This window comes from Actinomyces sp. 432, assembly GCF_009930875.1.
Taxonomy (GTDB): domain Bacteria; phylum Actinomycetota; class Actinomycetes; order Actinomycetales; family Actinomycetaceae; genus Actinomyces.
Map to the genome: position 1 here is coordinate 1039881 of NZ_CP025249.1, position 20532 is coordinate 1060412.

Consider the following 20532-nt stretch of genomic DNA (forward strand, 5'->3'; position numbering starts at 1 on the left):
GACCGGCCTCCGGTTCACCCGCGCATCCGTGTGGGACCCGGGACCCCTAGTCATAAGGAGTCACCTATGAAGCAGGGTATCCACCCCGAATACGTGCCCACCACGGTCACGTGCACCTGCGGCAACAGCTTCGAGACCCGTTCCACCGTCACCTCTGGTGAGATTCGTGTGGACGTGTGCTCTGCTTGCCACCCCTTCTACACCGGCAAGCAGAAGATCCTCGACACCGGTGGCCGCGTGGCCCGCTTCGAGGCCCGCTACGGCAAGCGCAAGAAGTAATCCCGTAGCGCTTCGTCAGCGACTACTAACGACCTTGGGGTGCGTCCCACGACCGCACGATGCGCGTGGGACGCACCCCAAGGTCGTAATCTGTGCCCTGATCAGTCCGCATATCCCCTCCGGGCCGGAGAAAGGTGAGTTGTGAGCGTCGAGGACTTCTCCGCCGTTCAGCCTCTGCTGGAGGAGCACACCGCGATCGAGCAGGATATGGCCGACCCCGCCACCGCCTCCGACCCCGGAGCCATGCGCCGCCTGGGTCGCCGCTATGCCGAGCTGGGCCGCATAGTAGAGGCGTACCGCGCCTGGAGTGCCGCTGCCGCGGACCTGGCCGACGCCGTCGAGCTGGCTCGCGATGACGCGGACTTCGCTGCCGAGCTGCCTGCACTGCGCCAGGCCGAGCGGGACGCCGCCGCGCGCCTGCGGGAGGTGCTCGCCCCGCACGACCCAGACGACGCCCGTGACGTCATCATCGAGGTCAAGGCCGGCGAGGGCGGGGAGGAGTCCGCTCTGTTCGCCTCCGACCTGGCCCGCATGTACACCCGCTACGCTGAGCGCATGGGTTGGGCGGTGGAGGTTATGGACGCCACCGACTCCGAGCTCGGCGGCTACAAGGATGTGCGCCTGGCTATCAAGGCGAAGAGCGCCGTCGAGCCGGCCGACGGCGTGTGGGCGCACCTGAAGTACGAGGCGGGCGTGCACCGGGTACAGCGCGTACCCGTCACGGAGAGCCAGGGCCGCATCCACACCTCCGCCGCCGGCGTGCTGGTGATGCCCGAGGCAGACGACCCCGGTGAGCTGGAAATCGATCCGAACGACCTCCGCATTGATGTCTTCCGCTCCTCGGGACCGGGCGGTCAGAGTGTAAACACGACCGACTCCGCCGTGCGCATCACCCACCTGCCCACCGGGATCGTCGTGTCCATGCAGAACGAGAAATCCCAGTTGCAGAACAAGGAGGCGGCCATGCGGGTGCTGCGGGCCCGGCTGCTTGCCGAGCGCGCCGCCGCCCAGGCCGCCGAGGCCGCCGCCACCCGCCGCTCCCAGGTGCGCACGGTCGACCGGTCCGAGCGCATCCGCACCTACAACTTCCCCGAGAACCGCATCGCCGACCATCGCACCGGCTATAAGGCCTACAACCTCGATGCCGTGCTCGACGGCGACCTGGGTCCGGTCATCGACTCGGCCATCGCCATGGATGAGGCCGAGCGCCTGGCCGCCGCCGGCGAGCAGCCGTGAGTGCACTCGACCGCTACGCGCTGCGGCGTACGGTGCGCGAGGCAGGACAGGCCCTGGTCCGCGCCGGGGTGGCCTCGCCGGAGGTTGACGCCCGGCTGCTGGCCGAGCACCTGCTGGGCGGGCCGGTGCTGCTCGCCGACGGCGCCCCGGAGGACTTCGCCGCCGCGTACGCGCAGCTCGTGGAGCGACGCGCCGCCCGCGAGCCACTGCAGCACATCTTGGGCGTGATGTGGTTCCGGGGACTGGAGTTGGCCTGCCGGCCCGGTGTGTTCATCGTCCGCCCCGAGACGGAGGTGGTTGCCGGGGCCGCCATTGATGCCGCAAGGGCTATCGCTCCGGGGAGGAGGCCGGCGTCGTCGACCTGTGCACCGGGTCGGGTGCCATTGCCGCCGCTGTGGCCCGGGAGGTGCTCACAGCTCGCGTGTGGGCGGTTGAAATAGCCTCCGACGCCGTCGCCCTGGCGCGGGAGAACTGCGAGCGTCTGGCGCCGGGCAGGGTGGAGGTGATCCACGGCGATGCCACTGATCCGGCCGTGCTGGCCGAAATGGACGGGCGAGCCGATGTGGTCGTCTCCAACCCGCCGTACGTGCCCGCCGGGGCGGTGGAGGACACCGAGACGGCTGAATACGATCCCCACGTCGCCCTTTACGGCGGGGAGAGGACGGCCTGGAGACTCCGGTCGCCGTCGTCGCCCGGGCCGCTGCCCTGCTGCGTCCGGGCGGGGTGCTGATCATGGAGCACGACCCCGGGCAGTCCGCGCCGCTGCGGGCCGCCGCCCGAGAGACCGGATTCGCCGCGGCCACCACCGGAGTAGACCTGACCGGGCGGGAACGCTTCCTGCGGGCAGTACGGTAGGTCGACCGGTCGCAAGCGTTGCGGCTCGGCTCAGGGGAGCCCTGCCAGACCCCGTCTCGTGGGACCTGGAACCGCCGCTCGGCTTACGGCACGATTCTGCGTGCCGGCAGGCAAGAACCGTCTTCGCCACGGTCACCCGAGCCGGTAACACCACGCGGCCGGGGCTCACCCGGCCCGAACCACAAGTGCAGGAAAGAGCACCCCTTATGACCACCATCCTCGCCATTGGAGCCACCGGACAGGTCGGACGCGTCGTCGTCGACGAGGCGTTGCAGCGCGGCGTGGGGGTCCGGGCCCTCACCCGTAACGCCGCCCGCGCCCGCCGCTCCCTGGCCGTCGTCGCCGAGATCGTCGAGGCGGCCGCCACCGACACGGAGGCGCTGCGCCCACTGCTGCAGGATGTCGACGCCGTCGTACTCACACACGGTACCGACAACGACGGTAAGGGCGGCGCCACCTTCTACGACGTGGTTTGCGCCGTCATCGACGCCCTGGGGGACGGGCCGACCCACATCAGCCTGATGACCACCATGAACGCCTCCCACTCCGCCCGCGCCGGAGCCAGCAGCTACGGGTTCGTGGAGTGGAAGCGCCGCGCCGAGCGGCTCGTGCGCGCCTCCGGCCACCCCTACACCATCGTGCGCCCCGGCTGGTTCGACTACCAGGGCCCCGCCGACCGCCAGATCGACCTCAAGCAGGGCGACCTGGTCACCGGGCAGCCCGGAGTCGACCGACGTCACATCGCCCAGGTACTCCTGGAGGGCGCCCTCAACCCCTCCGGCGCGCGCCGCACCGTGGAGGTATTCAGCAAGGCCGGCGTCCCGGTCACCGACTTCGAGGCCCTGTTCGCCGCGACGCGTGCGGATGAGGAAGGTGTGATCGACGGCGTGCTCGACACTAACAACGTGCCGCTGGCCAGCGAGCCGCAGCGCGTCCAGGACGACCTCGCCCGACTTGGCAAGTGATGGGGCTAAGAGAGGCACTCATCAAAGCGGTTCCGCCCCGCAGCATCGTCGCAGGCGTACCGGCGCGAGTAATCCGCGAGAAGTAGCCGCACTGCCGGACGGCACAGACGCACGGACTCAATCCGAACCACCCTGAGAAAGTGAGAACACTGATGCCTACCGAACTCGAGCACAAGGATGCCATCCGCGAGGTCATCGACCGCTTCTCCAACCTGGAGGTAGACGTCGCGGAGCAGTCCAAGCTGTTCACCCCGGACACGCACGTCGTGGTCTACACCGCCGATGGCTCGAAGATGATGGAATTCGATGGCGCCGACCAGCTCGTCGAGCTCTTCGGAGCCGCCATGGCCGGCGTCAAGACCTCCTTCCACATCAACGGCCAGCAGGTCATCACGCTCGACGGCGACACCGCCACCGACGTCCACTACGGCCAGGCCCTGCTCGTCCAGGAGCAGGACGGCAGGGACGTGCTCCTGTCCCACTCCATCCGCTACATCGACACCCTGGTCCTGCGTGACGGCAACTGGCGTATCAGCCGCCGCGAGCAGCACTTCGTGATCTCCGAGACGCGCGACTACTGACCTGCGGCTCTTGGCGTTGACGGCTGAGCCCGCCTCCCGAATGCGGGGGCGGGCTCAACCGTAGCTTTGGCTAAAAGACGGTGGTGCGCGCTCCTTCAATTCAAGACTGCTCGCTTGGTGGGCTGCGCTAGGGCGGGGTTACCGGTTCTTCCGGTGTGGGGGTGTGCGCGGTGGGGCGAGATACTGCCTGACTATCCGTCACCGAAACACGCCAAGAAACTTGACCAAGCCCGAGAGCCACCAAGGGGTGATTGTCATGATTCGGGACAAACGGCTTCGGCGGCGCCGGCGGCCGCGAGCGAAACGTTGGAATCATGCGGGCGCCGAACCACCCTCGGCGGGTGTTAAGGCTCGTTTGTCCCGACTGGTGACACTCTCCGTCACAATCCACAGCGATTTGCGGGCCGATGGCAAGCCGGTTGTTTCCAGCACGCCTGCAGACAGCCCGGCATCCTACCCACATGTTGTCCCGCCATCCCTCCGCACCCGAAAACAGGAAGAGGCTGTCAGCTACGCCGGTTGGGCGTTAACAACGCTACTTAACGTTTAGCTGTATACCTCAGAGCCCTTCAGCAGACCGTTAACAGGCGTTGTTAACCCCGAAATGGCGTAGCAGATGGCCCCACCGTCGGCCCTTGGAAGGCACAGGCAGTCAACCCCGGCGCGGTGAACTGACCCGGCTACGGACGGCGGTGGGAAATGTCCGAGATCGGCATAAAGGACTCTGAGACGGCGAGTGTTACCTGGCAGATCGTTGATATTCCGCGCTTTCGTCGGCTGCGATGCCGCCGAGCGGCGGCGTTTATGCCGATCTCGGACAGTTACGGGGAGTGGCGTAGTCTCCCCAGGCGGAAGTTAGGTATTCTCCAAAGCCCGAGCCGCTCCTCGTAGCCAATCTCAGTCGATGGCTCCATCAGAGGGTAATAACGCCTCATTCTGTGGTAGCAGCGTCGGCGCCTTCTGCGTAGCGGCCTCGGCCGCATCCCATAGGTAAGCCGCGTTGTCACCGCACATATAGGTCCTCTGCCGTGGCCAGAACCGACTCCCGGAAGTAGGGGTTACGAAGAGAATCTGTGGTCACTAGGTCTACGGAGCGGCCCGTCGCCCGCTCCAAGGCCTCCTACAGGCCAAAGAAATCGTCGAAGTGGCTGCCTCGGCGTCCACAGCTCTTGCAGGCCGACCTGAAGCAGACGGCGGAACACATCATCGTGGCCAGGTCGGGGTCCGCAAGGACTTCCGCGATCAGCATGGATACGGCAGGCTTGCTGGTGGGGCGTCGTGGGTGGATCTTCCTAGTGAATCTTGGTCGAGAATCTGGGCTCCCACGATGCCCCACCCGCAGCGCCTACGACGCCGCTGGAGGGACCCCCGCGCGAATTGCCACCACACAACGAGACTCACCACCTGTGCCTAGCGTTGTCGTGCGAATAACATAACGATAGTCTTGACTTAAGGGTGCATTTTTGTTTAACTGATTGCTGAATGTAGTCAGATGTGCACCAAAGGTGTGATGTATTGTGGGGGCAGTTACGGTGTCTTCGCTGCTTAAGCAGGTGTTAGAGGGCAATATTGGAAGGCGGTTGTTGTGGCAATTGCCGCATTTGTTGGTTGTGGCGTGTTTTTGTGTCCAGCGTCCTGTGTTGACTATTGCGTCTGATGTGTTGGAGTGGGCCGGATTTTCTGCGTTGCGTGTTTCGGAAGTTGCGAGTTGGGTTGCTGGGCGAGCTTATGTTCTCGGCGCTCTGGCGTTTGTTGTTTTGGTACTCGTTGCGTTACTTTGGTCGGTTGAGGGTGTTTCCACGGAAAGGCTTCTTGTAATTCTTAGCTGTGCCACGCTGCTGTTGTGGCAGGCTGCAGGCGCGCCTTGGCCTGCGGTTGTCGTTGTTGCTGCTCGGGTAATTATTACTTGGCTGTATTCGCGTTTGACGCGCGATGAGTCTCATTTTGCAATTACTGTAATTGGGTTGATGACTGTTATCGGGTCGCCAGTATTTACCTTTATGTCTTTGGTCTCGCCTGGTGACAGCGGTCATAGTCGTGAAATCGCTGTGCGCTTGAGTGGGCCGGTACGGGTGCAGCAAGTCCCGCTTGAAGCGCCATAGGGGGCTTTGGTTGTAGGTGTGCGTGCCCGTGTTGCTAATTCTGTCTATCTCAGCTCCAGCGGGGGGTGTGGATCGGTGGCAAATATTGATCTCGCGGCGAGCGGCGTGTTGTGAAACGTCGTCACTTCAACGGCTCGCAATTTTAATGTCGGTCGGTCCGTTCGTTCGTCATCGATTTCGAGAATCGGTCACGGCGCACCCGGCGATCTGCATGTGGTGGACCGGGCGTGGGATGATGATTCGTGTGTTTCGGTGGTCGTTCGTGTGGTTATGGTCGAGGGCCGGTCCAAGCATGCCTTCAAGCATTGGCTCTAGGACCTGCCCGAGACGCTCCGGGCTCTTCCGGTTTGAGGGTGTGGTGGTTCCGGCCGGGGGCTGCGGCGTGGGGGTGATGAGGTAGGTTTCGGGCTGATATGGACATGTTCAGGCTGACGAGGTCGTGCTCGACCGGCGCAGGTCGTTGTCGGGTGGGCGGGGACGTCGTTAGTCGGGCGGGGGCGCTCTCGCCGTTGGCGGGGCGGTCGTCGCCGACGCGGGATACACCTCCAGGACGCGGACAACCCGCGTCCTGGAACAACCGACCAGGCGATCCGGGCTGGCTCTTCGTGCTTGTGGGTGTGGCGGCTGGCGTGTTGCGGGGTGAGGGATCCGGTGAGCCTGCCGGTTCACCACGCCGCACTCGTCTGTCGGCAGCCCCGGCGTCCGGAGGTGGGTTCATCTGCAACGCCACTTCGGGGTTAACAACGCCTGTTAACGGTCTGCTGAAGGGCTGTGGGGCATACAGTAGACCGTTAAGTAGCGTTGTTAACGCCCAACCGGCGCAACAGACGCTTCAGCCCGACTCAACCACCACACCCATGAACCGGAAGAGCCGCGTTGGGCGGGAAGCGGAGGCTGGGAGCCGCCGCGGTGCGCGCCGTCTCGAGTCGACCGTCTAGGCTTGGCCCCGAGATGAACGACGCGATGAACTCCCTCTTCGGTGCACTGCCCATGCCCGGTTCCGGCTCGGAGACCACGCCTCCGCCGGAGGCCGCCCTGCCCTCGCTCGACCCGGCCGGCGCCGGCTGGGATGACGAGAGCTGGGCCGCCGTCGAGCCTCCGGACGAGGAGGACCTGGCCGCCTACGACCCCGCGGAGGAGACCTCCGTCCCGTCCGCCGCCGACGCGGCCGCCGTCGCCCCCACCTGGGAGGAGCGCCAGGCGGAGGTCTCGGCTCTTGTCGCCCGCGCTCAGGCCAACGCCGTGGCCGCCCGGACCCGCGCCGGCGTCGACGCCGAGGGCGCAGCGAACCGGACGGCTGGCCCCGGCGCCCTGCGCGGCTACGGCATCACCACCGACCCGGCGGGCCTGCTCACCGGCCTCAACCCTGCCCAGGAGCAGGCAGTCACGCACGCCGGCTCCCCGTTGCTGATCATCGCCGGCGCCGGCAGTGGCAAGACCCGGGTACTGACCCACCGCATCGCCTACCTGCTGGCCACCGGCCGGGCCCGCCCCGGCGAGATCCTGGCCATCACCTTCACCAACAAGGCCGCCGCAGAAATGCGCGAGCGCGTGGCCGGCCTGGTCGGGCCGGCGGGGGAGCGCATGTGGGTGTCCACCTTCCACTCCGCCTGCGTGCGCATCCTGCGCCGCGAGCACGAGGCCGCCGGGCTGCGCTCCACGTTCTCCATCTACGACGCCGCCGACTCCACCCGCCTGATCACCCTGATCGTGCGCGAGCTCGGCATCGACCCCAAGCGTTTCACCCCCAAGACCTTCGCCGCCCGCATCTCGGATCTGAAGAACGAGCTGATCACACCGGAGGAGTTCGCCGAGCGCGCCGTGACCTCCAACCCCTTCGAACGGCACCTGACCGAGGTCTACAGCGCCTACGCGCGGCGCCTGCGGGCCGCCAACGCACTGGACTTCGACGACCTGATCATGCGCACGGTCCAGCTGCTGCAGGCCAAGCCGGCGGTGGCGGAGATGTACCGGCGCCGCTTCCGCCACGTGCTAGTCGACGAGTACCAGGACACCAACCACGCCCAGTACGTGCTGGTGCGCGAGCTTGTGGGCGGGCCCGGCACCTCCGGCGCCGGCTCGCCCTTCCCGCCGGGTGAGCTGACCGTGGTCGGCGACTCCGACCAGTCCATCTACGCCTTCCGCGGCGCAACCATCCGCAACATCGAGGAGTTCGAGCAGGACTACCCCAGTGCGCGCACGATCCTGCTGGAGCAGAACTACCGCTCCACCCAGAACATCCTGTCCGCCGCCAACTCCGTGATCGCCCGCAACACCGGGCGGCGGGAGAAGAACCTGTGGACCGCCTCCGGCGACGGCCCCAAGATCATCGGCTACGTGGCCGACTCTGAGCACGACGAGGCGCGCTGGATCAGCTCCGAAATCGACCGCCTGGCTGACGAGTGCGGTATCCGCCCCCGTGACGTCGCCATCTTCTACCGCACCAACGCCCAGTCCCGGGCGCTGGAGGAGGCCTTCGTCCGCTCCGGCCAGCCCTACAAGGTGGTCGGCGGCACCCGCTTCTACGAGCGGCGCGAGATCAAGGACGCCATCGCCTACCTGCGCGCCGTCGACAACCCCGACGACGACGTCTCCATCCGCCGCGTCCTGAACGTCCCCAAACGCGGCCTGGGAGACAAGGCGGAGGCCGCCCTGGCCGAGCACGCCGCCCGCTACGCCGTCTCCTTCGGCACCGCCGTGGCCGACGCCGCCAGCGCCCCCCGCCCGGGGAGGGCGAGGGCACGGAGCCGCCCGTAGTCGTCGGGCTGACCACGCGCGCCACCCGGCAGGTGACGGGCTTCCACGAGCTGCTCACCTCCCTGCGGCACGGCCGCGACGCTGGCGACGGCGTGGCCGACATCCTCGACGCCGCCCTGGACGCCTCCGGCTACCTGGCGGAGCTGCGCGCCAGCGACGACCCGCAGGACGCCAGCCGCGTGGAGAACCTGGCCGAGCTGCACGCCGTCGCCTCCGACTTCCAGGCCGCAAACCCCGACGGCACGCTTGCCGACTTCCTCGAGCGGGTGTCGCTGGTGGCCGACTCCGACCAGCTGCCCCCGAGCGCCGATGCCGCCGACCAGGCCGAGGCCCAGGCCCGCGAGCAGGGGCAGGTCACCTTGATGACAGTGCACACCGCCAAGGGGCTGGAGTTCCCGGTCGTATTCGTAACCGGACTGGAGGACGGCACCTTCCCGCACTCGCGCTCACTGGCGGAGGAGACTGAGCTGGCTGAGGAGCGGCGCCTGGCCTACGTGGCCGTTACCCGCGCCCGTGAGCGCCTGTACCTGACCCGTGCCGCGGTGCGCTCCGCCTGGGGCAGTGCCACCGCCATGCCCCCCTCCCGCTTCCTCGACGACGTCCCCGAAGACACGATCGAGTGGAAGCGCATCGCCTCCTCCATGGATGCCCTGCGCGGCGGCGGCACCGGCTGGGGCGCCTCCTGGGACGAGGGCGGCTTCGGTACGCGCCGCGGTAACGGGCTCGGCAGCGAGGAGGCCCACGACGACGACGGCGACTTCGCCCCCGCCATTGGCTCCGGCCGCCGCACCCGCACCGGCAAGCTGGGGCGGGTGGAGACTCCCAAGGACCGGGCAGAGGCCCGACGTGCCAAGCGCCTGGCGGCGCGCGGCAAGCCGGTGCGCCTGGGCACGTCCCAGTCCGGGGCGGAGTCCGCGGAGGCCGCCCTGCCCGCGGCCGTGGCCGGGTTGCGGGCCGGGGACCGGGTACGTCACAAGACCTACGGGGAGGGCAGCGTCATCGCTATCGAGGGCACAGGCCGCTCCACGGTCGCCCGCGTGGAGTTCATGATCGACGGGGCCCGGGCGACCAAGCGCCTAGTGCTGCGCCTGGCACCCGTCGAAAAGGTCTAAGCGGCGGTCCTCCCGTCCGGTGACATGCCGCCCGGCGGAACCTCTGGCGCAGGGCCGTGATGCTAGGGTGATCAGGTTCACCCGGAGCACGGCCGTGGCGAGAACTCCCCGGCGGATTCGGTGCTGAGACAGATCCGAGCTGGAGCCCCACTTAGGAGTATCTGTGGCCTCATGGAGTGATTCCTGCATCTGGTGGCACGTCTACCCGCTAGGCTTCACCGGCGCGCCGATCCGGCCCACGCAGGCCGAGCGGGCACTCACCCCGCGTCTGGACGCCCTGGAGCCGTGGCTGGACTACCTGATCGAGCTGGGAGCCAACGGCCTGGCCCTGGGGCCGATCTTCACCTCCGAGACCCACGGCTATGACACGGTCGACTTTTACTCCATCGACCCGCGCCTAGGGGATGACGCCGCCTTCGACCGGCTGATCGCCGCCTGCCGGCGGCGCGGCATCAACGTCATGCTCGACGGCGTGTTCAACCACGTCGGCACCGGCCACCCCCGCTTCCGTGCCGCCCTGGCCGAGGACGCGGCGTCCCAGGAACTGTTCCGCCTGGAGCACACCGACGCCGGCGTGGTGCACCAGGACTTCGAGGGGCACCGCGGCTTGGCCGCCCTCAACCACGACTCTGACGCCGTAGTCGAGCTGGTGACCGACGTGATGCGCCACTGGCTGCGCCGCGGGGCCATGGCCTGGCGGCTGGACGCCGCCTACGCAGTGCCTCCGGAGTTCTGGGCCCGGGTGCTGCCGCGCGTGCGCGAGGAATTCCCCGAGGCCTGGTTCATGGGCGAGGTGATCCACGGAGACTATGCGGACATCGTGGCCCGCTCCGGCATGAACTCGGTGACCCAGTACGAGCTGTGGAAGGCGATCTGGAGCTCACTGCTGGATGAGAACTTCTTCGAGCTCGACTGGTGCCTTAAGCGGCACAACGAGCTGCTTGCCGCCTTCACGCCCCTGACCTTCGTCGGCAACCACGACGTCACCCGCATCGCCAGCAAGATCGGTGACGCCAAGGCCGCCCTGGCGGTGGTGCTGCTGTTGACAGTCGGCGGCATCCCGTCGATCTACTACGGGGATGAGCAGGCCTTCCGTGGCGAGAAAACCGAGCGCCTCGGCGGCGACGATGAGGTGCGTCCGGTCTTCCCCTCCGGCCCTGAACAGCTCTCAGCCCTGGGCGCGCCGATGCTGTGCCTGCACCAGGACCTGATTGCGCTGCGCCGTCGTAACCCGTGGCTGACCACGGCCACCACCGTGACCCGTCACCTCGACAACCGCGCCTACAGCTACGAGACGGTGGGCCCCGGCGGGCAGCGCCTCGCCGTCGAGCTGCGCCTGGAACCAACTCCGGGAGCCGTGGTGACCGCCCCCGACGGGCAGGTGCTGCGGGTTGGTGAACAGGCATGAGCAATGGCTTGGTACGGGGCGGGCACTGGCACTGACCGCGGTATTTTTCGGAGCGGCGCATATCACCAACCCGGAGGCGAGTGCTTTCGGCGCCGTGGCGATCATGCTAGAGGTGGGCATCCTGCTGGGCGCCTGCTACCTGGTCACGCGCCGCCGTGGGCTGCTGCGCCGCCCGCGCGCAGGCGCAAAGACTCAGCGCCGTAGCGCAGAGGGGTTAGCGGCTTTTCCGGCCGGTGGGTGTCGGGCTGAGGAGGGGCGGCTGGCATGCCGGTCCCGGTGCCTGTTGGGACGGAGTGTCCAAATCGATGACAAACACCGTCCATAACCCGTGAGAGCCGATGCAGCGCCCGCACGATTCCAACGTTTTGTTAGCGGCTGCTGTTGCCTCCAACCCCGTTTGTCATCGATTTGGACACCTCAGCCCGGCTCAGGCTTCGGCAGCCGCCCGCGCGGCGGGCGTGGTGGCCGCCATGCGCAGCACGTGCAGCGCCGTTTGCTGCAGTTCACCAAGAGTGAGGTGCTCGCCGCTGGCGTCGTCCGGGGAGTATCCAGCCAGTACGGCGTCGTCATGGCCGTCCGCACGGGTGGATGACCAGGTGACGCCGCCGGGCATGAGCACGTCCACGCCCGCGCGCACCCGGGTGGCGGAGTCCTTCAGCTGCGGGAAGAGCGGGTCCGGCGCGTAGCGCATCCACCAGTCGGTCATCACATTGCCCTGGTAGTCCCACTCGCCGCGCAGGATGGTGGTGACCAGGTCGTAGTTGTAGTGGGCCCACTGGCCATTGACCTTGTTGTAAGAGGTCATGATGTTGAGCGGGTCCGACTCCTGCACACAGATGCGGAAGCCGCGCAGGTAGATCTCCCGCAGCGCCCGCACGGACACGCGCGAGTCGTTGTAGATGCGGTTGGTCTCCTGGTTGTTGGCCGCGAAGTGCTTGGGGCAGGCCGACACCCCCTGTGACTGGATGCCGCGCACGACGGCGGCCGCCGCCAGCCCGGTCAGCAGCGGGTCTTCCGAGTAGTACTCGAAGTTGCGCCCGCACAGCGGGTCGCGGTGGATATTCATGCCCGGCGCCAGCAGCACGTCCGAGCCCTTGCGGAGCATCTCCTGCCCGTGCAGGGCGGCCAGCTCCTCCAGCAGTGGTGCATCCCAGGTGGAGGCCAGGGCGGTGCCGCAGGGCAGCAGGCTGGCGTAGGCGGACACGCGGATCCCGGATGGGCCGTCGGTGGTGATTACCGGGGGAATACCGAGTTCTCGCAGGTGCTCGGTCAGCCCGCCGAAGGCGCCGGCATTGCCGGGTGCGCCCAGCGGGGAGTTCATCTCCACATCCCCGTAGGCCAGCTGCGCCAGGTCCTCCACACCCAGCTGAGCCACGAAGTCCTCCATGGTGGCGCGCCCGGCTACCACGTCCGCGAACCGGATGCCGACGTCGCCCGTGGGCGCAATGGCCTGTGGCAGGCGCGCCAGGATGCGCTCGCGCAGATCGACGGTGGTCGTGGGGACGGCCTCCCAGCCGATCTGCACCCGGCCGTCCGCGTCGCGTGTCACAGTCATGCGGTCGAAGGGAGCGTCGGGGGAGGGGGCGAGCGCCTCCTGTAGCTGCTCGACCACCTCGGTCTCCTCCACGACTACGGCGCCGACCTCGATGGTCTGCCGCACCGAGGTGCCCACGTGCACCGGGTAGGTGCCCGCCTCCACCACCCAGGCGTGGGCGTGACCGGTCCGGCCGTCGTCGTCGAAAGCGGCCAGGCGCTCGCGCGGGAAGGAGAGCGTCACCTCCAGGGCCTCGCCCGGGGCAATCATGCCGGTGCGGGTGAAGGCGACCAGTTCCCGGGACGGGCGCGGCAGCGCCGCCTCGGCGGGCGCGCCCCGGTAGGCCTGAATTACGGTCGACCCGGGGCGCGGACCGCTATTCTGCACCTGCACGCGTACGGTGACGTCGCCATCGCGGGTGGGGGAGGCGTCCTCCAGGCGGGCTCCGGACAGTGCGAAAGAGGTGTAGCCCAGGCCGTGCCCGAAGGGGAACAGCACCTTCTCGGGGGCGAAGGTCTCGAAGTAGCGGTAGCCGACGAACACGTCCTCGGCGTAGTTGTTGAACTCCTCATTCCCGAAGTTCGCAGCCGACGGGTAGTCCGTGTAGGTGCGGGCGATGGTGTCGGTCAGGCGCCCGCCCGGCTCCGTGGCCCCGGTGAGCACGTCGGCGACCGCACGGCCGCCCTCCATACCGCCGGGCCAGGCCAGCAGCAGGGCGGACACACCCAGTTCCTCGGCCCAGGACAGGTCCATGACATTGCCGGAGTTGACAATCACCACCGTGCTCTCGAAGTGCCCGGTGACGCGCTCCAGCAGGGTGCGTTCGGTGTCAGTGAGGTAGTAGCCGCCCGGCTCTAGCACATTCTCCCGGTCCTCACCCGCGGCCCTGCCGATCACGACGACGGCGGTGCGGGCCCGGGAGGCGGCCGCAGCGACCAGCTCCTGGCCCGCCTCCATCTCCGGGTAGAAGCGCGGCCAATTGCCCCACTCCTCGGTGGGCGGCTCCTGCGCGTTGCACCACTGCCGGTAGGTGGAGGCCAGCTCCGCGTCGACGCTGACTCCGCGCTCAACCAGGCTGCCGAGCAGATTGGTGGTGTATACGGGGTTGACGTCACCGCCGGAGCCATAGCCGACGGCGAACCAGTCGATTTGCACACGCCCGAAAACCGCTACCGGCTCGGCAGGGGACAGGGGCAGCACGCCGTCGTTGGTGAGCAGGACGGTGCCCTCGGCGGCGGCCCTGCGGGCCAGCTCGGCCAGGCGGGGGTCATAGTAGCGGTCGGAGTCGTGGTCGGCGGCAGCGGAGGTGTTCAGGTTCTGGGCGACCTCGCTGGTGGTGTTGGTGGTCATGGCTGATCGTCTCCGTAAAAGTACATGCAGGTCGTGTGGGACAGCGGTGTCAGGTCAAGCCTAGCCGTTCGCGCCGTCGGTGTGTCGGGCATTATCGGTACCGTCTGCGGCGAGCTCCTCCTCGAGCTGCTCCAGACCGGTCTTGGTCGACAGCGGGATCGGCCTGAACAGGGCGGCGACTGCAGCCGCTAGCAGCAGCATCGGGGCCAGCGCCAGCAGCACGGGAGCCAGCGCGTGATGGTAGGCGTCCACCACTGCGGCGCCCGTGGCGGCGTTCAGGTTCCGGGCAATCGCCGGAGTGATTGAGGCGGCTGCCTGTGAGTCGAGGCCGAGGGAGAGCAGGGAGGCGGTCAGTCGGCTGGTGAACAGCACCCCAACCACCGTGTTGCCGATCGAGACCCCGATCTCCCGGAAGAAGTTGTTGGTGGAGGTGGCGGTGCCGAGCATGCTGGCGGGCAGCGCATTCTGGATGACGAGGACGCTGAGCTGCAGGAACATCCCGATGCCGATTTCCAGTATGAACACCGCCACGCCGGTCCAGGCCACGTGGGCGTCGGCGGGTAGCAGACCCAGCATGGCCATTCCGGCCGCGGCCACCAGCGAGCCCACGATCGGGAAGGGCTTGTAGCGCCCGGTGCGGGTAACCAGCGTGCCCGACAACAGCGATCCGGTGAACATTCCGATGCTGCCCGGCACAAGCAGCAGGCCAGACACGGTGGCAGAGACTCCGTGGACCATCTGCAGGTAGGTTGGCAGGTAACCGTTCATGCCGAACATGCAGGCGGCCATGAGCACCGAGACGACGGTGGCGATGACGAAGGTGTGATTGGTCAGCACCTGCAGCGGCAGGATCGGGTCGGTGGCTCGTCTCTCCACCGGGACGGCGGCGGCCCAGGCAGCCACGGTGACGCAGATCAGCCCGACCATCACCGGGTTGTTCCAGGCGTACGTGGTCCCGCCCCAGGTGGCGATGAGCACGATCCCCGCGGCGCCGATGCTGGTCAGTGTCAGCCCGGCCCAGTCGACGCTGAAGCTGCCGACGCGCCGCGGCATGCGCAGCGCGATGGCCACCGCCACCCAGGCGAACAGACCAAAGGGCAGGAAGAACCAGAAGATCCAGCGCCAGCCCAGCCAGTCCGAGAGCCATCCCCCCAGAAGCGGGCCCAGGATGGCGGCAATGCCGAACATGGCGCCCATGGGTGCCATGTAGGTGCCGCGTACACGCGGCGGGATGATGTCGCCGGTGATGGCCTGGGAGCAGATCATCAGGCCGCCACCTCCCAGCCCCTGCACGAAGCGGAAGATAGTAAAGGAGAACATGTCGGCCGCCAGGCCGCACAGGGCCGAGCCGCCGACGAACAGTGCGATGGCCAGCAGGTAGAGCTGCTTGCGACCCACCAGGTCGCCGAGCTTGCCGTTGATCGGCATGGCCAGCGTCTGTCCGAGCGTGTAGGCGGTGATGGCCCAGGACATGTGCGCCACGCCGCCCAGGTCGCCGATGACGGTTGGCAGCGCTGTGGCGATCACCGTGTGGTACATCGCGGTGAGGAACTGAACCATCATTAGGCAGATGTACACGACCCAGAATCGCCGGTCGGGGCGGAAGGTCATGCCCGCGACGGTGCCGGAGATCCCCTGCGAGCCCGGCTGCGGGCTCACATGTGCGTCTTGCGTGGGGGTATTGCTCATAACCTCGCGTCTCTCCTCACGGCGCGCCAAGTGGGGAGCGGTCCGGAGCCGGGAACGGCGCGTCGCGCAACAAATTTTGCCAAACGGACGGGATCGCTGGGAAATGCCCGCGGAGAGGTATTGGGCACCCCAAGTGCACCGGCGCCGCCAAGCGCGGAGCTGGTGATCGGACTATGTACCATCCACCTGCGCCCCCGGGAACGGTTGCTCCCGGACTAGCCCCGTTCCACGACCAGAAGACCTCATGACCTTTCTTGCTCCGCTCGTGACTGTGCGCACTGACCAGGACGCCTGGTGGCGCGACGCCGTCATCTACCAGATCTATCCGCGCTCCTTCGCCGACTCCGACGGCGACGGCCTCGGTGACCTGCCCGGCGTCACCTCGCATATGGACCACCTGGCCGCGCTGGGGGTGGATGCAATCTGGCTGTCGCCCTTCTACCCATCTCCGCAGGTTGACGCCGGCTACGACGTGGCCGACTACTTCGGCGTGGCCCCCGAGTACGGGACGCTGGATGACTTCGACGATATGGTGGCCGCTGCTAGCGCCGTCGGCATCAGGGTTGTCATCGACCTGGTGCCCAACCACTCCTCTGACCAGCACGCCTGGTTCCGTGCCGCGCTGCAGGCGGGCCCCGGCTCGCCGGAGCGCGAGCGTTATATCTTCCGCCACAACCCGGACGGGCCGCCGAATAACTGGGGCAGCCTGTTTGGCGGCCCGGCATGGTCTCGGGTCGAGCCGCTTACCGGCCGGAGGGAGGACCGCGGCTGGTGGTACCTGCACCTGTTCGCCGCCGAGCAGCCCGACTTTAACTGGGACCATCCCGATGTACGCGGGATGTTCCGTGAATTCCTGCGTTTCTGGGCTGGGCGCGGGGTGGATGGCTTCCGCGTGGATGTCGCCCACGGCCTGGTCAAGGCTCCCGGCCTGCCCGACGACGCTCTGGGGGAGGACCGCTGGCGCGGTGCCCCCGTCGGCGATGAGCGGCCTAAGACCGCTGACAACGGTCCCATGTTCGACCAGCCCGGCGTACACGACATCTACCGTGACTGGCGCAGCGTGCTCAGCGGCATACGCCCGGACATTCTGCTGGTGGCAGAGGCCTGGGTGGATCCGCCCGAGCAGATGGCCAAGTACGTCCGCGAGGACGAGATGAGTCAGGCCTTCAACTTCAACCACCTCAAGTCCCCCTGGCGTGCCGCTGACCTGCGCCGCGTCATCGACACCTCAATGGCCGCCAACGCCGCCGTGGGCGCGCCAACCACCTGGGTACTGTCCAATCACGACGTCGTCCGCCACGCCACCCGCTTCGGATTTCCCCCGGGGAGGGAGCCGGACGACGGTATCGGCGCCGAGGATCCGCAGCCGGACATCGCCCTGGGGCTGCGCAAGGCCCGCGCCGCCACGCTGTTCGCCCTCGGTCTGCCCGGAAGCATGTACATGTTCCAGGGGGAGGAGCTGGGCCTGCCCGAGCACACCACCATGGAAGATGCCTGCCGCCAGGACCCGGCCTGGCTGCGCACCGGCAAGCGCACGCGTGGGCGCGACGGCTGTCGTGTGCCGCTGCCCTGGGCCGCCGATGGACCCGCCTGCGGCTTCAACGCCACCGGACGGACCTGGCTCCCGCAGCCGGAGGGCTGGGGCGCCTACGCCCCGGCCGTACAGGCGGCTGATCCCGACTCCACCCTGGCCATGTACCGGCGTGCCATCGCCGCCAGGCGTGAATGGCAGCTGGGGAGAGGCGGGGTCGAATGGGTGGCGGGCCTGCCCGAGCAGGTGCTCGCATTCCGCAACGGTGAGGTCATAGTTGCGATCAACATGGGAGATGAAGAAGTCCGATTGCCGCGGGCGGGCACCGTACTGGTGCAGTCTTGGGACGGGCAGACGGGCGGGCGCCTCGACGCCATCACCGTTCCCGCTAACGCGGCCCTGTGGCTGGCTGCCTGAGCGGCCTCCGCGCTGACGAACGGTCCGTCAGGCCACGCCACAGGTGCCCCGGTTCGGTTAATCCGGAGTAGCGCTCGATAAGCCTCGTATTCGGCCTGCCCGCTCTCATTCGGGATGCGGTTCCCCGGTTTGGACTGCCCCGGTGTGCAACCGGGGCAGTCCAAACCGGCGTGAGCGCTGCAAACTGACGCGAGCACTCCAAACGGCTAAGCCACCTCGCTGATGGCGGCCAGCAGCTGCTCAGGCAGGCCGGCCGCGCGCAGGCCGCCAATGAGCGCACCTCCGGTCGCACCGGAGGAGACCACGCCCCAGGCCCGGTCCTTGGCCGGGTAGGACATCTGAGCTGGTTCAAGGATCCGGAATACCTCGTCTGCCAGCGACGGCGGCCTGGTGCTCACGCCCGAAAGCTCGAGCACGACGCCGTCGGCCGGACGCACCGCGCCCAGGGAGACATCCAGGCCAGCACCAAGCGTGAAGCCATCGGCAGGGCGTTCCTTGAGGGGGACCTCGGCGCCGTTCACACGGGCCGTGGCCCGTCCGCCGGTGGACAGCAGGTGCACGGTGATCTCCCGCTCGCCTGGCACGGTGCCCTCCGGACCGTCCTGGATGATCTCCAGGCGGGCCGAGCCCGCCGCCTCGTCCCAGGCCAGTGTGAAGCGGGTGCGCACCACGGCGTCGGGACCGGGCTCGGGAGAGCCGTCGTCCTCCTCGAGCACGAACTCGCCGTCGGCCCCCGGCACCACGAGCACGGAGAGGTGACGCGGGTTGTCGCCGGCCGCCTCGGTGAGGTCCCCGGCGCCGACGACTACGGACCCGGCGCGTGCCAGGACGGGCACCTGCTCTAGGGGACGGGAGAAGGTGAGCACGCGGCCATCGGCGGCAGCGGCGTCGTAACGACGTCCGGTGGGCAGGTCGAACCAGGTGCCCTGGGGCAGCCAGGCCTCCTCCTGGGCCAGGCGCGCGGCCGGGTCAGCGGGGCGCGTGACAGGCATGACCAGCAGGTCCCCGAAGAGGAACTCATTGCGGTTGTCGTAGGAGCCCATGCGCGTCGGGTAGTCGTGGTAAAGCGGCCGCACCGGGCCGGTGCCGTCGGTGTGTGCCAGCCGGGCCCACGTGTACAGGTAGGGCACGAGCCGGTGCCGCAGCCGCAGGTATGCGTTCATGGTCTCCCGGGCGTCGCGGGAGTAGCGCCACGGCTCCTTGGAGTTGAACACAGAAGTGGTGGAGTGCATGCGGTTGATAGGGGAGAAGCAGCCCAGCTGCACCCAGCGGGCTGCCATCTCATCATCCTTGGCCCCGAGCATGTGCCCGCCGATGTCATTGGACCACCAGTAGTAGCCGATGTTGGCGGAGGTGGCGGTGAACTCCGGCTGGAAGCGCAGCGACTCCCAGGAGGTTACCGTGTCCCCGGAGAAGCCGATCGGGGTGCGGTGGCTGGAGGCGTCGGCGAACCGGGAGAAGGTGATCGGACGACGCCGATAGCTGGTCTGGCCGGGGCCGCTGCGCTCGCGCCCGGAGTCGAGGTAGTGGACGTGGTTGAGCATCCACAGCGGGTCCAGCCCCGGAATGTCGGTAGCGCCTCCCTGCTGCCAGTCCAGCCACCAGAAGTCGACGCCCTGCGCCTCCAGGGTGTGGTGGGCGTGCTCCAGGTATGCGGCGGTGAAGGCCTTGTCGCCGATGTTGAAGGGGATATCCGCACCCGTTGCGGGATCCATACCCAGGGCGCGGGCCGTGGGCGCGTAGGCGTCCTCGTGACGGCGTATGCCGGCGGCGGGGTGCAGGTTGAGTGTCACCTGCATGCCTCGCTCGTGCAGGGCCGCCAGGAAGCACTCAGGGTCCGGGAACAGCGCCCGGTTCCAGGTGTATCCGGTCCAGCCATTGCCGATTGCCGGGTCGATGTCCACCAGGTGCCAGTCCATGTCGACCACGGCCACGGAGAAGGGCAGCTGCTCGGCGGCGAAGCGGTCCATTAGCGCCAGGTAGGACTCCTCGGAGTACTTGTGGTAGCGACTCCACCAGTTGCCCAGTAGTGCCCGCGGGATCAGCGGGGTGGGGCCGGTCAGCGCGAAGAAGTCGCGCAGGGCCGCCCGATAGTCCTGCCCGTAGCCGAAGAAGTAAAGATCCTGGTCCGGTGCCCGGCCGGAGGCGGCGTCGGAGTGCGGACGCGGGCGCACCCACTCGTCCTCCTGAATGAGCAGGGAACCGGAGTCATCAATAACCGAGTGCCCGGTGATCGACAGCAGGCCGGGCTGAACTGCGGTAGCACCATCCACAGTGTCGAGCGTGCGCACGGTGCCCCCCAGGTTGGTGCGGTAGAGCTCATCCGGGTCCCACCGGTCGCCGTGGCGCCAGGTGCCGCCATGCACGCCGATGACGGCGGTGCGCAGGGTGACACTGAGACCGGAGTCGGAAAAGCCGCGCGCCGGCAGGTAGGTCAGATGCAGGTGCTCGGTGATGATCTCGACGCGGTCCTCGCTGCGGCGGACTTCAAACTGCGGCACTGGGCCCAGATCGCGGGAGACCACCAGCTGGGTGGCGGCGTCCACGAAGTTGCCGTTGTGGGAGTACTCCATGCGGATCAGCCGCGAGGTCAGCACCGTGAAGCGCCAGTCGGGGCCGGCGACGACCGCGCCGGGGCGGGCGGGGGCGGGGCGGGGACGGTCCGAACCGGAGGAGAGGGGAGAGGTCATGGGTGGCCTTTCAAAGCGTATTTCGA

Annotated in this window: 14 protein-coding genes and 1 pseudogene; 12 read left to right on the top strand and 3 right to left on the bottom strand. The window is 67.9% G+C overall.

What is annotated here, in order from left to right:
• The first annotated feature begins 66 nt into the window (after positions 1-66).
• The 11 genes and pseudogenes from rpmE to CWT12_RS14510 all read left to right on the top strand — a co-directional run bounded on the left by rpmE (position 67) and on the right by CWT12_RS14510 (position 11620).
• The gene (rpmE, locus tag CWT12_RS04285) at positions 67-279 is read left to right on the top strand and encodes a 50S ribosomal protein L31 (RefSeq protein WP_161923838.1); all 213 of its coding nucleotides are present in this window, start codon (positions 67-69) and stop codon (positions 277-279) included.
• Between the two features lie 141 nt (positions 280-420).
• On the top strand, positions 421-1515 hold the full coding sequence (gene prfA, locus CWT12_RS04290) for a peptide chain release factor 1 (RefSeq protein ID WP_161923839.1): 1095 nt from the start codon (positions 421-423) through the stop codon (positions 1513-1515).
• On the top strand, positions 1512-1955 hold the full coding sequence (locus CWT12_RS14655; protein ID WP_442862544.1) for a hypothetical protein: 444 nt from the start codon (positions 1512-1514) through the stop codon (positions 1953-1955). Before prfA ends, CWT12_RS14655 begins: the two co-directional genes overlap by 4 nt.
• Complete coding sequence (locus tag CWT12_RS14660) at positions 1910-2245, top strand: methyltransferase (RefSeq protein WP_442862545.1); 336 nt, start codon at positions 1910-1912, stop codon at positions 2243-2245. Before CWT12_RS14655 ends, CWT12_RS14660 begins: the two co-directional genes overlap by 46 nt.
• Positions 2246-2247: 2 nt before the next feature.
• On the top strand, positions 2248-2370 hold the full coding sequence (locus CWT12_RS14665) for a hypothetical protein (RefSeq protein ID WP_442862546.1): 123 nt from the start codon (positions 2248-2250) through the stop codon (positions 2368-2370).
• Positions 2371-2576: 206 nt separating this feature from the next.
• Entirely contained in the window at positions 2577-3335 is a 759-nt protein-coding gene (locus CWT12_RS04300) for an NAD(P)H-binding protein (RefSeq protein ID WP_161923840.1), read from the top strand.
• 152 nt (positions 3336-3487) lie between these two features.
• A complete protein-coding gene (locus CWT12_RS04305; RefSeq protein ID WP_161923841.1) occupies positions 3488-3916 on the top strand; it encodes a nuclear transport factor 2 family protein in 429 nt (142 codons plus the stop codon).
• Between the two features lie 1532 nt (positions 3917-5448).
• Entirely contained in the window at positions 5449-6018 is a 570-nt protein-coding gene (locus tag CWT12_RS04310) for a hypothetical protein (RefSeq protein ID WP_161923842.1), read from the top strand.
• 990 nt (positions 6019-7008) lie between these two features.
• Positions 7009-9887, top strand: a pseudogene (locus CWT12_RS04315) (UvrD-helicase domain-containing protein).
• A gap of 163 nt (positions 9888-10050) precedes the next feature.
• On the top strand, positions 10051-11295 hold the full coding sequence (locus tag CWT12_RS04320; RefSeq protein ID WP_161923843.1) for an alpha-amylase family protein: 1245 nt from the start codon (positions 10051-10053) through the stop codon (positions 11293-11295).
• Entirely contained in the window at positions 11282-11620 is a 339-nt protein-coding gene (locus tag CWT12_RS14510) for a CPBP family intramembrane glutamic endopeptidase (RefSeq protein ID WP_337247907.1), read from the top strand. Before CWT12_RS04320 ends, CWT12_RS14510 begins: the two co-directional genes overlap by 14 nt.
• Positions 11621-11722: 102 nt before the next feature.
• Here CWT12_RS14510 and CWT12_RS04325 read toward each other — a convergent pair whose 3' ends face one another.
• Both CWT12_RS04325 and CWT12_RS04330 read right to left on the bottom strand, forming a co-directional pair.
• On the bottom strand, positions 11723-14179 hold the full coding sequence (locus tag CWT12_RS04325; RefSeq protein WP_161923844.1) for a glycoside hydrolase family 3 protein: 2457 nt from the start codon (positions 14177-14179) through the stop codon (positions 11723-11725).
• Positions 14180-14239: 60 nt separating this feature from the next.
• A complete protein-coding gene (locus CWT12_RS04330; protein ID WP_237564307.1) occupies positions 14240-15868 on the bottom strand; it encodes an MDR family MFS transporter in 1629 nt (542 codons plus the stop codon).
• Positions 15869-16112: 244 nt separating this feature from the next.
• Here CWT12_RS04330 and CWT12_RS04335 point away from each other — a divergent pair, with 244 nt between their 5' ends.
• Positions 16113-17816: a glycoside hydrolase family 13 protein gene (locus tag CWT12_RS04335; RefSeq protein ID WP_161923845.1), complete on the top strand. Its 1704-nt coding sequence runs from the start codon at positions 16113-16115 to the stop codon at positions 17814-17816.
• A 206-nt stretch (positions 17817-18022) separates the two neighbouring features.
• Here CWT12_RS04335 and CWT12_RS04340 read toward each other — a convergent pair whose 3' ends face one another.
• Positions 18023-20506: a TIM-barrel domain-containing protein gene (locus CWT12_RS04340; protein WP_161923846.1), complete on the bottom strand. Its 2484-nt coding sequence runs from the start codon at positions 20504-20506 to the stop codon at positions 18023-18025.
• Positions 20507-20532: the final 26 nt, after the last annotated feature.

What these genes read in the sequence shown, in the direction of transcription:
- CWT12_RS04300 (WP_161923840.1), top strand. Translation starts at nt 2,577, where the DNA reads ATGACCACCATCCTCGCCATTGGAGCCACCGGACAGGTCGGACGCGTC.
- CWT12_RS04340 (WP_161923846.1), bottom strand. Translation starts at nt 20,506, where the DNA reads ATGACCTCTCCCCTCTCCTCCGGTTCGGACCGTCCCCGCCCCGCCCCC.
- CWT12_RS04335 (WP_161923845.1), top strand. Translation starts at nt 16,113, where the DNA reads ATGACCTTTCTTGCTCCGCTCGTGACTGTGCGCACTGACCAGGACGCC.
- CWT12_RS04330 (WP_237564307.1), bottom strand. Translation starts at nt 15,868, where the DNA reads ATGAGCAATACCCCCACGCAAGACGCACATGTGAGCCCGCAGCCGGGC.
- rpmE (WP_161923838.1), top strand. Translation starts at nt 67, where the DNA reads ATGAAGCAGGGTATCCACCCCGAATACGTGCCCACCACGGTCACGTGC.
- CWT12_RS04325 (WP_161923844.1), bottom strand. Translation starts at nt 14,179, where the DNA reads ATGACCACCAACACCACCAGCGAGGTCGCCCAGAACCTGAACACCTCC.
- CWT12_RS14665 (WP_442862546.1), top strand. Translation starts at nt 2,248, where the DNA reads ATGGAGCACGACCCCGGGCAGTCCGCGCCGCTGCGGGCCGCCGCCCGA.
- CWT12_RS04305 (WP_161923841.1), top strand. Translation starts at nt 3,488, where the DNA reads ATGCCTACCGAACTCGAGCACAAGGATGCCATCCGCGAGGTCATCGAC.